Raw genomic sequence first — 13216 nt, forward strand, 5'->3', positions numbered from 1 at the left:
CTCACCTACCTTTCAAATATCGATAAATCGCCAGCTCTAGCTGAAAGTCGCCCATTTTCGTAAATGCCCATTTTTTCTAACCAAGCTAAATATTCGGGCGCCGGTTTTTTACCAAATGTTTGAAGCAACGTTGCAACATCATGGAAACTCATTGACTGGTAGTTCAACATAATATCGTCTCCCATAGGTGCTGCAATAATAAAGTTCACGCCTGCTGCGGTTAGTAACACACTTAAATCTTCTACATCATTTTGGTCTGCCTTTATATGATTCGTGTAACAAATATCTACTCCCATTGGAATGCCGTGCATTTTACCCATAAAGTGGTCTTCTAGCCCTGCTCGAATAACTTGTTTGTTGTTATACAAATACTCAGGACCGATGAAACCAACAACTGTATTGACAATATAAGGATTAAAATGTCTTGCGAATCCATAATTGCGTGATTCCAATGTTACTTGGTCAATGCCCATATGTGCTTCTGCCGAAAGCTCCGAGCCTTGCCCTGTTTCAAAGTAAAATAAATTAGGGCCAGTTCCCGTTCCTTGTTTTTTCACAAGCTCCTCTGCTTCTCGAATTAAGTCTGCAGAAATACCAAACGAGCGGTTGGCAATTTCAGTACCAGCAATACTTTGGAAAATCATATCGGCTGGCGCCCCTTGCTTAATGGCCTTCATTTGTGTTGTAATATGAGCCAATACACAGTTCTGTGTAGGAATCGACCAATCATTAATAAATTCTTTTGTAGCATGTAAAACTTTTTTAACGCTTTCGACAGAATCGTCTACAGGGTTAATGCCAATAACGGCATCGCCTATTCCATAAGACAATCCTTCTTTTAAAGAAGCAATAATCCCGTCAATATTATCTGTTGGGTGGTTGGGCTGTAGTCTTGAGGAAAGCGTACCCTTTTGCCCAATCGTAATATTGCACGTTGAGAGTATTTCTACCTTATTGGCCGCATGAACAAGATCCAAGTTAGACATAAGCTTTGTAACAGCTGCAATAATTTCTGAATTCATGCCCTTACTTAAGCGCTTTAACTCTCGATCTCCTGTATCATTCGATAAAATATATTCTCTAAGTTGTTCAATGCTCCAATTTTTTATTTCTCCGTAAATTTGTTCATTGATATCCCCTTCAATAATGCGTGTGACCTCATCATTTTCTGGAGGAACTAAAGGATTCTCTCGTATATCCTTGACTAGTAATTCACTTAGCACAGCTTTTGCTGCAATTCGTTGCTGTACGGTTTCAGCAGCAATACCCGCTAGCCGATCTCCCGATTTTTCTTCATTGGCCTTAGCCATTACGTCTTTTAATGAATGAAATTTATATTTTTCTCCACCAAATATCACCGATAGATTCACATTCATCCTCCTTACTTTGAGTGGAAAGCTAGTGTTTTGACAACAACAGGGACAACACCAGAAGGTAGCACTTGCCCAATGTCAATATAATCACCTGTTTCTACTTTAATTTGATCGATACATAGTATAGGAACCATTGGATTAATAGCTTGCAACGTTTGCCCTATAACCTTTGCATAATCTGATTGAATGACTATGATAATTGGTATGTCCTTGGAGCTTCTTGTTCCTAAATGCTGTAAAATGGCCTCGCATAATGTATGGACATCCTGAAAACTTAAGTACGGTAACTCACTAAAATAAAGTGCAAATGGAGCGTGTTTATCCTCTATCGAAAAGAGTGCATCTGCTCTATCCACTGCTGTCTTTACCATATGATCAAACGCTTTTGATGCGATACTCATATGGCAATTAAATACAGGGACATTTTTTAACGGTAAAACATCTGCATCCACTTGAATGGTGGCACCACTAATTTCAGTTGTTTGTGTACCTGCACCAGTCACTGTTGCTCGTGCAGTTTCTTGTGGCTGTAGCCATAAAAATGTTTGCAGTTGCTCATGCTGTAATAGCATATTTGCTAGTTTATCGCCGATATCATCGTACTGACGATGCGTACAATCATGGTTATATATACAGGAAGCTACCCCTCCTGAAAAGACGATTGCATCGACTGGCTTATGCCAATTTGGCAAATGTCCTAATAACAATGGATGCTCGGCATCAATTTCTTGCCCACTTAATGTCTTAGCTAAGAAGCGCACCATTTCTTGAATAAGCTGCCCAACGCGAGCATCGTCTGCCGAATCCCCTAGCTGTAATGGTTTTGGCCACTTCTCCATGAGCTTCTTAATAGGTGGAGAAATAGAAAGAATTTTGCCATTATAAAATTCAATTAATCTACCACCAACATGCAATGTACATGTGCCAATGACTTCACCGTACTGCATAACTGCGATATTAGCCGTACCGCCACCAATATCTATATTGGCAATGACTTTGCCTGTGTTTTTTGACAGTTGGACAGTACCTGCACCTTTGGCGGCAATAATTCCCTCTAAATCTGGCCCTGCAGTCGCAACTAGAAAATGACCTGCTGAGTCAGCAATTGCATGGACAACCTCACTGGCATTTTCCTTCGTAGCAGATTCACCCGTAATAATAATGGCACCTGTTGATATATCTGCCGGTGAAATTTGAGCAAGTTGATATTGCTGAAATATAAATTGTTCTATCTGTTCCATATCGATAATGTCATCATTGAGAAACGGTGTTTTAATAATAGGACTTTGATGTAACACCGTTTTTTCAATTATTTCTATCCGCGGCACATGTGTCACACCAGCAACGTTTTTCAACAGAAAACTACTAACAACCATCTTTGTTGTACTTGTCCCAATATCAATGCCTGCACTATAAATTTTTTCTGTTTTCAACTTATGCCTCCCTCTACGCCACTAAGAACAATAAATAAGATAGGGACTATCACGATCCTTAACAAATTGGCGAATTTCCTCGTCTGAATTGAGCTGAATTAGCGGTGCAATATACTCAATACCAAGCATTTGCCACGAAGATGTTTGAACGATTGGACCGTGTGTCATAACGTTTTTTAATAAAGTTGTTGCTCTTTCCACATCTGCAAGAGGTGCATCTATTTTGGTAATGACGCCAATTTGTATTTTAGGAATGCCCAAGCTAAATTGTGGTGGAAAAACACTCCTTGTGGATGTGGCATCCTGTAAATAAATTACATGCGTCACTTCGAGCGATGTTGCCATAATATTTCTGTAATACATCGGATTTTCTATATATTCTCCAGGTGTATCAACAATCCAGTCATCAAAAACGAGTGCTTGCGTTTTATTGGCTTTTCTATCTTTGCCTAATAACGCATTCATTAGCGTTGACTTACCAGCTTGCACACCGCCTATTATCATTACTCGATTTTTCATATGGCACATCCTATGACTTCGTTATTTTAGATGGCGTATAACCTAGCATTTCTGAAAGAAAACGATTAATTTCTAACATCGCCATTTCAACTTCAGAGACACTACCCACAATAACGAGACTGCCCGTAAAACGATCTAAAAACCCTAGTTTTACATTCGCGGCCTTTGTAGCTATATCCCCAGCAATAATGACTGTTTCACTCGGTGTACAAGTCATAATGCCAAGTGCACCCGCTTCTTGAATACCAAGTTTTTGAAACATTTCAGGATCTGGATTTGCTATTAAATGACTCAACGTTAGTTGCTTACCCGGCACAAATTCCTGAATAAATCGTTTCTTTTCTTCACTCATACGACATCACTTCTTTCTATCAAGACTTTTGATCTGTTAAATATTCTCCCTCTTTAATGATGCCTGCCTTTCGATCTTCTTGTTCCAATTTTAATGCTGTAGGTACTGATAGCTTATAGGCAAAGAAAATGGCAATGATTCCTGCTAAAAGCTTCCCTGCCATTACAGGTAAAATAATTGTTGGCTGGAAATTAGCAGTAAATGATAAATGATCACCTAACAGGAAGGCTGAACAAACTCCAAAGGCAATGTTGATTACTTTATCTTTTGGCGGCATCTGACGAATGAGTGTAAACATAGCTAAAATATTTGCACTCGTTGCTAAAATCCCTGCACTTCCTACCGATGAAAGACCTAATTTTTCACCTGCTGTTTCTAGCGGTTTAGAAGCATATTTTCGGATTAAGTAGACCATTGGGAATGCACCCGCTAACATAATACCGATATAACCAGCCGTTTCTAATGCACGGAATTGGTCAACACTATCTGCCATGATTGGATCAAAGCCCCATGCCCCAAAAATCTTTGTAAAAAGACCCGTAAAAATTTCAACAATCGAGAACACAAGTACAAGCTTAATCGCCGCATCCATTACACGTCCAAAAATCATAAAACCTTTGATCATGCCATTTGGAATGAGCTTTAGCCCTAACGCAATTAAGATTACAAAAATAAATAAAGGCAATAAATTAAGTAATATTTGTAAAATAGAAATGGCAAAAACATAAGTTGGTGCAGATGTAGTACTAATGACTTCACGAACTTCCGTGTTAAACATCACAATCATGATTGATGAAATAAATGCACCAATCGGAATTGTTAAAACGCCCGCCATAATTCCTAATGCCATATACTTATGATCACGCTTGTCTAACATCGCAAGACCCATCGGAATTGAGAATACAATTGTTGCACCTGACATAAAACCAACAACAAGTGCCATCACCCATCCTTCATAGGATTCCTTTAAGGCATTTGCTAATTGATATCCCCCCATGTCCGACGCTAAAATTGTTGTTGCGGCTATTGCTGGATCAGCTCCAATCCATTCAAAAACCGGACTAATAAAGTGACTAATAAACCACGTTAAGTAAGGTATAGCTGCCATGATTCCTGCTGCGGGTACAAAAATATGCCCTACAGTATGGATACCATTCATAAATTCTTTACCAATCCCATACTCTGCATCTCGAATTGCTCCGATCGCACCTAAAACGGCACAAATCATAATAATATAAACGATTATCGTTCCTATCATTGCCATCTTACTCATCCCCCCCTTTGATTTTGATAAATATATAGAAAAAAAGACGCATTAAAGAAAAATTCTCTTTAAGCGTCTTTGCTTCATCTATTAACTTGTAATGTATGAATAATTCGTTTTGCTATTGTCACCATTTCCTGCTGACTTTGCATACTCTCATTGCGAATTTTTTTATAAGCCTCGTCCTCGCTAAGTTTTTCTGATTGCATCAGTAACCCTTTCGCTCGTTCGATTAGTTTCCGCTTTTCTAATTCACTTTGCTTATGCAATATTTCACCGTTCAGACGGTTGAATTTATCGATTTGATGAAATGCCACTTCTAGCGCTGGCAAGACATTTTTCTCAGAAAACGGTTTCATAACATAACCTAAAATATTGTCCTGTTTCATGTACAATAACAATTCTTTTTCACTGTAAGCTGATATAAACAGTACGGGTATACCTAACTGCTGTTCAATAATTTTACTTGCTTTTAAACCATCTAGTTTCGGCATTTTGATGTCCATTAAAATCAACTGTGGCTTATGTGTAAAAGCTAGCTCAATCGCTGATTCTCCATTATTTGCTTGAGCAACGACTTCATAGCCATTATCTTCTAGCATAAATTTCAAATCGATAGCGATAAGTGATTCATCTTCGACAATCATTACTTTCCTAGTCATTTAGGATAAATACCTCCTCACTTACAGGAAACTGAATTTGAGTATGTGTACCTTGTTCACTAGGGATAATTGTAAATGTGCCAGCTAAATCATATTCAACAAGCCTTGTAATAATCTCCATTCCAAATGATGCCTTCACCTCGTGCATGCCAACGCCGTTGTCGGAAATATGAAGTGAAATATAAGAAGCATCCTGAAGAAATTGAATATCGATTATTCCTTCCTCGCGCTCGATAAAAGCATACTTTAATGCATTTTGTAGTAGCTCACAAATAATTAATGCGAGTGAAACAGCTTTTTTCGAATGACAATATAGCTGAATATCATCATCGTGGAAGACTAATTGAATGGATTGTGTATTGGTAGTACCAATCATTTTATGCCCTATCTTTTTAGACAAAGCGATAACGTCCACTTTTTCTTCCGCATTATCCTCATTTTCTAAAATAAGTTCATAGACAGAGGAAATACTATATATTCGATTTAATGCCTCTTGAAAAGCACTTGCATTTGAAGCTGCTAGGTCATTTCGCATTTGCAATCGCAATAGGCTTGTAACCGTTTGTAAATTATTTTTCACACGATGGTGAATTTCTCGTATAGCAAATGTCTTCATCATCAGTTCATTTTCTTTCAGCTTTAACTCTGTCAGATCATGAATAATAAGAAGTGTCACTTTATCATGTTGACTGCGAATTGGAATTTTTTTCACTATAAACGATTTACGATCAATCGTAATTTCTAAGAAAAAGACATCGTCGCCTTTATCATAGACCTCTTGTAAAAAAGGTAAAATTTTATCCAACGCAATATTGTTAAAATGCTCTAGCCCTGAAAGCTCCGTAATAAAACGGTAGCCTGCTGGATTGCTATAAATCACTTTGTTTTCATGATTTGTGAGAATAATTGACTCTACTAATAAATCAGACACAACAGGAATTGGTTGCGAATTTGGCTCGACAATATGCTCAATTAAAGCAAAAGGCATATTTTGAAAATCATCCTTTGGTGCAGTTTGCATTTTGACCTTTTTTTCTTGAATCAACATGGCAATAACCTGTCCCTCGTCATTAAAAACAGGAACAACATTTTGTTCAACGGTTATACCTTCCTGTGTGATTGCTCGGGAAATGGATGATTTTTCTTTATATTTAAAAGCTGCAAATACTGCTGGTTCAAAGCTTTCAAATACGATTTTTCCAATCACTGATTTTTCGTATAAACCAATTTCTTTTGTAGGGAATGCCTCTGCCACAACAATTGCATGTGGTAAATTTTCCACCATGCAATCTATAAACATATAGCAATCTGTCAATTCAGCATAATAGGAAAGTGTAGTTTCAAGCTCTACTAACTTCTCGATATCTGTTTCGGATAAGTTTGTATATTTACTACACAGCGTTTGAATGCTCGACAGGTCCACCCCCTATCATAGAATACTCACCAGTAATCGTAACTATTCCTTAAATTTCTTGTCATCATTATAAACCTTCTGCAAAATTATTTTCAAGAAGAAAAATTTTGTGCTTCAATCAATTACATCACATTACAAAGAACTATATAGTTTAAAAGAGAAATATTCAACACTTTTTTTCGACATTATATAAATATCATGACGTTATTATTATTTCAATATATTAAAAAAGCGAGTTTGCATCGATGGCAAACTCGCTTTTTTCTATTTTATTTCTGGTGTTACTGCTAAAATATTTTCAAATGTTTCACGCTGTTTGGCTTCTTCCTCATTTAACAAAATATGAATATCACCATGATCGTTAGATGTACGAATTAATCGTCCCATTCCTTGTTGTAGACGTAATTGCATAAAAGGTAATTCTACTTCTTCATACGGATTTTCAGCAAATGTCCGTTTTGCGTCAAACAATGGATCATGTGGAGGGAAAGGCAAGTCATAAATTATGACACGTGTCAGTGCTTCTTCAGGTAAATCTAAACCTTCCCATAAATGATAGGAACATAACGTTTTAACAGTACCTTCTTGGAAATCACGAACAATTGCAGATAGTTCACGATCTCCCTCAAATGCAACATGCATACGTTCCATAAGAGGCAATTCCGCTTTAAAGTTTAACATCGCTTGTTTTGATTTAAATAATATTAATGTTTTTTCACCATCTCCCAACAGTTGTTGGACACGAGCTGTTTTATTATTTTGAGATAGTTCATGCAAGTAAATTCTCATCACCGCTTCGTAATCAAAAGGTGACGGAACTGAGAATGATTGGTAATTATGAATACCAAGACTATAAGCAATATATGAGAAATCCTTATTGACAGATAGTGTTGCAGAAGAAAATACAATAGGAAGCTTTTTCGAGAATAATTTTTCTTCTAAAACTTCTGTAATAAGTCGTGGCATAATGACAAGCGTTTCCTCACCATCTGTTTCCTCTAGCCAGTCAACTGCATCACCTTGCGCTGTAAAAATGCGAAGTGAAGCTTGATATTGCTCCAAATACTCTTCTGCCATATTTAACTCATACTCTGGAATCATATACATTTCTGATTCAAAAACAAATTCCTCAAGCAGTATTTCGACATCTTGAATAAGTTGTTTACCGTATTTTAAAAGTGTTGCAGATTTGTTTATACGCTTACGTTCTTCCTCAGAAGCTACAATATCATCACGCAGCTGATCAAAAAATAGTTCGTGATCGTCTTGTAATTTTTCCATTGCATACAAAGTTCGTTCACGGACACCGTCTACCATTAAACGTTCTAATAGTGGAACAATCGTCGTTGCTTGAACTTTGTACGTCATTGCTTTCTGCGCAGCGTACTCTAATAAATGTCCTTCATCTAGCACCATCATCGATACTTCTGGAAGTAACGCTAACTGTCCTTCACGTTCACGCGACTCTTTCGTTGCTAAATGCTCCATTAAAAAGTCTTGCGAGCAAATAATTAAATCCGTTGATTTACGGTAATGTGCACGGTGAAGGGTTTGACCGCAACGATTACGCAGATCACATACAGAACATTGCATAATCGCGTTATAATTCACTTTGTGCCAATCTTCATCACTAACCGTTGGATAATCACTGCGGTCACCGTATGGTTGCACAGCAATCATCGAGCCTTGGGCATATACGCCGTCAGGAATTGAAAATGCTATATCATCAATCCACTCATCTGTTTCGACTTTTTCAGCTTCCTCGAAACGCTTTAAGCATAAATATTGATCACGTGATTTCGCTAAACGTACATCAATTTCTAAACCGAGTGTTTTTTGTAATTTATAAATATCGCCGCCCTCTTTAACGAGCTGATCGATTAATGTTTCATCTGCACAGGCTATTAATGCTGGTTTACCTGTATAGCGTGCATAGGATACAGCAGGTAATAAATAAGCAATCGTTTTCCCTGTCCCTACTCCCGCTTCAGCAAATAATACATTTTTCTCTTTTAAAGCCTGTTCAATTTGATAAGCCATAAAAATTTGCTCATCTCGGCATTCAAATCCCTTTTCTGGTAATTCATCATAAAGGACGTCTCCCATCCAGTCACCTAATGACTCGAAAAACGAGCGATCCTTCGTTAATGCAAATGGTAAAGATTTACGCAATTGACGTTCCCCCTCATACAATCTGTTCCTATTATACGCGACGAAACGGAAGATAAGAAAAAATCTCACCTTCCGTTACTCTAGTTAGTCTCTTTTAGACTTTTGTCCCCAGTATTGATAATAATTCGTTTCAATAAAACCATTGAATAACTTACGTCTTTTCGTCGATTGACGACCGTACAATTCTTCAAAGTTTTTCATGGAGGACAGCATGTACACTGACCAAGTTGGGTAGTTTTTCATGACTTGACCTAAATCACGAATGACCTGCTCCACAACTTCTACATCACCAATACGTTCACCGTATGGTGGATTCCCAATCATAACGCCATCTGTAAGCAGTGTTGTAAAATCACGAGCTTGCATTTGTTTGAACGTAATAATGTCCCCAAAACCTGCTTCGAGGGCATTTTCTTGCGCAATACTCACCATGCGATGATCAATATCTGAACCAATAATCTCAAGTGGTTGATCATAATTGGCTATGCTATCTGCTTCATCTCGAACCGCTTCCCAAATTTTCGCTTTCATCCAAGGCCAACTCTCCGAAATAAATTCTCGGTTATAGCCTGGTGCGATATTTTGTCCGAACATTGCTGCTTCTAGAGCAATCGTACCTGACCCACAAAATGGATCTACAAATGGTCGATTCGGATTCCATTTTGAAATCTGAACGAGTGCAGCGGCTAAAGTTTCTTTTAACGGTGCTTCCCCTTGAGCTTGTCGGTAGCCACGCTTATGTAAGCCAGCGCCAGAAGTATCAATGGTAAGTGTAGCCACATCTTTTAAAATTGAAACTTCAATTTTATAAGTTGCACCAGATTCATCTAAAAATCCAAGACGTTTGTAATGCTGCTTCATGCGTTCTACAATTGCTTTTTTCGTAATTGCTTGGCAATCTGGCACACTAAATAATTTAGACTTTACCGATTTTCCTGACACAGGAAATGATGCGTCTACTGGTAAATATTTTTCCCATGGTAACGCCTTTACACTTTCAAACAGTTGCTCAAAAGACTTTGCAGGAAATTGTCCTACAACAATTTTCACACGATCTGCTACACGGAGCCATAAGTTCGTGCGGGCAATGGCCGTTTCATCACCTTCAAAATAAACCTTGCCATTTTCGACTGTCGTTTCGTAACCGAGAGCCTGTACTTCTTGTGCTACAATCGCTTCTAAGCCCATTGCAGCCGTTGCTACTAATTTATAGTTTGCCATACATTATTTCCTTCCTTGATGTTCAATTTCCCAAAACTCGATATACTCCAGCAATTCGGGAAGTGGTAATGGTTTGCTGTAATAATAGCCTTGGATAATATCACAGTTCATTTTCCGTAGTATATCCACTTGTTGCGCTTGTTCTACACCTTCTGCTACAACTTTCATTTTTAGACGATGTGACATTTGAATAATGGCATCTACAACTGCCTGTTTTTCATCGAGCGAACTAATATGTTGAATGAAGCTACGATCAATTTTTAAACAATCGAGAGGGAATCGAACTAAATAGCTCAGCGATGAATAGCCTGTACCAAAATCATCAATCGAAATTTTAAAGCCTAGTTGCTTTAGTCGAACGAGCTTGCTAACCGTTTCCGAAGCACTATTCATGACAGTGCGCTCTGTAACTTCTATTTCAAAATTGTTTGCTGACGTGTTATATCGTTCCAATATTGTCTGAATCGACTCTAAAAAGTTTTGCTGTTTAAAATGAATGCTTGAAATATTAATTGCAATCGGAATTTTACGACCAAATTGTTGTAATTTAATTGCTGCTTCACAAGCCATTTCAATAATAACTTCGCTTAAAGGAATGATAAGACCTGTCTCCTCAGCATATGGAATAAATTCTGCTGGAGATACAAATCCAAGTCTTTCATTATTCCAGCGAACGAGTGCCTCAAGTCCTTGAATATGTTCATTTTCCACCGTAATTTTCGGTTGGAAATGCAGCTCAAATTCGCGATTTTCAATTGCTCTACGTAACTCTGAATCTAGCAATAGAACACGCTGACTGTCAGTTTGCAATTCATCAAAATAAAATGAATAGCTATTAAGACCATTCTTTTTAGAATAGGTCATCGCTTTATCTGAACAAGTAATAAGTTGCTCAGACGTCACCCCATCAGCAGGATACATACTAATCCCAATACTTGTGGAGATAAAGACATCTTGTCCATTTATATTCATCGGTTGTTCTATAATTCCAATAATTTGCTCAGCAAATTTCGCAGCTTCTCGAACATTTTTTACATTCGTTAATGTAACGATAAATTCATCTCCGCCGTACCTAGCAATGATATCTTTGTTTTTTAGCAATGTTTGAATACGTTTTGCTGCTTCTACAAGAATCGTATCACCTACTGCATGACCTAACGTATCATTTATTTGTTTAAATCTGTCCAAATCAAGGAAATAGACAGCATGCTGTACTGAATGAGAAATAGTAGAAGACGATTCTAGTAGGCTATCCATTCTCTCAATATAAGCAAATCGATTTGATACATCTGTTAAGGAATCTGTTAACAAACGTTTTTCTAGTTCATTTTCTACTATTTTTCTTTCAGAGAGATCTGTGAAAATACCACAATAATTTGTGATTTCTCCCATATCGTTTGTGATGCTAACAATTGTTAACCATTCAGGATACACGTCTCCTGTTTTACGACGATTCCAAATTTCACCTTGCCATATTCCTTCTTGTCGAATCTTTTCCCACATTGTCAAATAGAAGGATAACTCATGTACACCTGACTGCAACACCGCGGGCGTTTTCCCCATCACTTCATCGCGTTTATAGCCTGTAACGAATTCAAATGCTGGATTAACCATCTCTATTTTCTTATGTTTATCCGTAATCATAATGCCTTCAGATACATTTTCAAAAATTTTCTTCAGTAAGGAAGTGGGGTATTTAGAAATCGAATTAATCTTCTCCAGATTATTAATTACTCCGCCCATGTTTCCGCTCCATCCTATCTATCGATACTACCCTTATTTTTAGAAAAGCGCGTTCCTACTTTTTGCGTAGGTATGTATGTCGCGTCCATACGATAACGGTGATGTTATGACTTCGAAGCGTATCGACAAAGGCGCGGCCAACATGGTGTTAGCCTAACCTTAGGCGTATATCGCGCATGACTAGACATCATAAGTAATAGATACAACTTTAATTAGTTCAAAAGAAAAGCTCTCCACCGAATTGGAGAGCGCTTGTTATTTCATAGTTAAGCATCAAAAAATTCAATAAGCCATGTTTTGTTCCCGAGTACTCAAACAGCTTGCGCCTCGTACGACCGGGCAGTAATCATCTATCTACAGAGCAAACTCTGTCCCTCTATCCGTTCAATTCCTTCAAGAGAGTGCCCCTACCATAATTTGGGTTTCTCACTCGTGGGGTTTACCTCGTTCCACCTTGTATGTTTCCAAACAAGCTTCGTCACTGTGGCACTTTCAGGAAGTGTCAACCATATCAAATAGACTTAGGTCTTCCTTCCGCCGTCAGCTTTAAGCTGCCTTACCTTATTTTTTCAGTAAGCACGAACACTACGGCCATCGCAGAACCGTGTGAGCATGGACTTTCCTCTACGACGTCTAGCGTCGCAGCGATTACTCGAATTTCATGATGATACGAAGATTATACTAGAGTTTTATGATAAATACAATGTATATGATAAAAATTATTCGTAAAGCTTGCTACCAAATACATGTTTTTCTAAATTTGAAAGTCGTTTAAGAATATCAAAGTTGGTTGTACCTGCTGCTGAAACAGCTGGTTGCGGTTGTCTCTTTGGCGTATTTTCTATTTCTTCTTTTAGCTGTTTATTCTCTTCTTTCAGTTGAGCAACAACTTTTTCAAACGTTTCGTAATCTTGAATTATTTCATCAAGAAAAGAATCGACCTCTTCTACATTGTAGCCTTTAAAGTTTTTCTTAAATTCCTTTTCAAGAATCATTTTTGAAGTTAATTTAATGTCCATTCACATCGCCCTTCCTCGCACTACATACACGAATTCATTATAGC

11 protein-coding genes and 1 other RNA gene are annotated in these 13216 nt (G+C 37.7%); all 12 read right to left on the reverse strand.

What is annotated here, in order from left to right; genetic code table 11:
• Nucleotides 1-5 precede the first annotated feature (5 nt).
• The 12 genes from ACIP9G_RS07665 to gpsB all read right to left on the reverse strand — a co-directional run bounded on the left by ACIP9G_RS07665 (nt 6) and on the right by gpsB (nt 13172).
• Nucleotides 6-1376 (reverse strand): ethanolamine ammonia-lyase subunit EutB, encoded by a 1371-nt coding sequence (locus ACIP9G_RS07665; RefSeq protein WP_401018626.1) that lies wholly within the window; start codon nt 1374-1376, stop codon nt 6-8.
• 5 nt (nt 1377-1381) lie between these two features.
• On the reverse strand, nt 1382-2806 hold the full coding sequence (locus tag ACIP9G_RS07670) for an ethanolamine ammonia-lyase reactivating factor EutA (RefSeq protein ID WP_340825053.1): 1425 nt from the start codon (nt 2804-2806) through the stop codon (nt 1382-1384).
• 21 nt (nt 2807-2827) lie between these two features.
• Nucleotides 2828-3325, reverse strand: a complete 498-nt coding sequence (locus ACIP9G_RS07675) for a EutP/PduV family microcompartment system protein (protein ID WP_401018627.1) — start codon at nt 3323-3325, stop codon at nt 2828-2830.
• Between the two features lie 10 nt (nt 3326-3335).
• The gene (gene eutS, locus ACIP9G_RS07680; protein ID WP_340825057.1) at nt 3336-3677 is read right to left on the reverse strand and encodes an ethanolamine utilization microcompartment protein EutS; all 342 of its coding nucleotides are present in this window, start codon (nt 3675-3677) and stop codon (nt 3336-3338) included.
• 19 nt (nt 3678-3696) lie between these two features.
• A complete protein-coding gene (eutH, locus tag ACIP9G_RS07685) occupies nt 3697-4941 on the reverse strand; it encodes an ethanolamine utilization protein EutH (protein ID WP_401018628.1) in 1245 nt (414 codons plus the stop codon).
• Between the two features lie 83 nt (nt 4942-5024).
• Complete coding sequence (locus ACIP9G_RS07690; RefSeq protein ID WP_340825060.1) at nt 5025-5603, reverse strand: ANTAR domain-containing response regulator; 579 nt, start codon at nt 5601-5603, stop codon at nt 5025-5027.
• A complete protein-coding gene (locus ACIP9G_RS07695) occupies nt 5596-7026 on the reverse strand; it encodes a histidine kinase N-terminal domain-containing protein (RefSeq protein ID WP_401018629.1) in 1431 nt (476 codons plus the stop codon). The genes ACIP9G_RS07690 and ACIP9G_RS07695 overlap by 8 nt, the downstream gene beginning before the upstream one ends.
• Before the next feature lie 255 nt (nt 7027-7281).
• A complete protein-coding gene (locus tag ACIP9G_RS07700; RefSeq protein ID WP_340825062.1) occupies nt 7282-9189 on the reverse strand; it encodes an ATP-dependent DNA helicase in 1908 nt (635 codons plus the stop codon).
• 84 nt (nt 9190-9273) lie between these two features.
• The gene (locus ACIP9G_RS07705; RefSeq protein WP_340825063.1) at nt 9274-10410 is read right to left on the reverse strand and encodes a THUMP domain-containing class I SAM-dependent RNA methyltransferase; all 1137 of its coding nucleotides are present in this window, start codon (nt 10408-10410) and stop codon (nt 9274-9276) included.
• 3 nt (nt 10411-10413) lie between these two features.
• A complete protein-coding gene (locus ACIP9G_RS07710) occupies nt 10414-12153 on the reverse strand; it encodes a sensor domain-containing protein (RefSeq protein ID WP_401018631.1) in 1740 nt (579 codons plus the stop codon).
• A 281-nt stretch (nt 12154-12434) separates the two neighbouring features.
• Nucleotides 12435-12813, reverse strand: an RNA gene (rnpB, locus tag ACIP9G_RS07715) — RNase P RNA component class B.
• A gap of 59 nt (nt 12814-12872) precedes the next feature.
• Entirely contained in the window at nt 12873-13172 is a 300-nt protein-coding gene (gene gpsB, locus ACIP9G_RS07720) for a cell division regulator GpsB (RefSeq protein ID WP_340825066.1), read from the reverse strand.
• Nucleotides 13173-13216: the final 44 nt, after the last annotated feature.

The organism is Lysinibacillus sp. NPDC093197 (assembly GCF_044754025.1).
GTDB lineage: Bacteria > Bacillota > Bacilli > Bacillales_A > Planococcaceae > Lysinibacillus.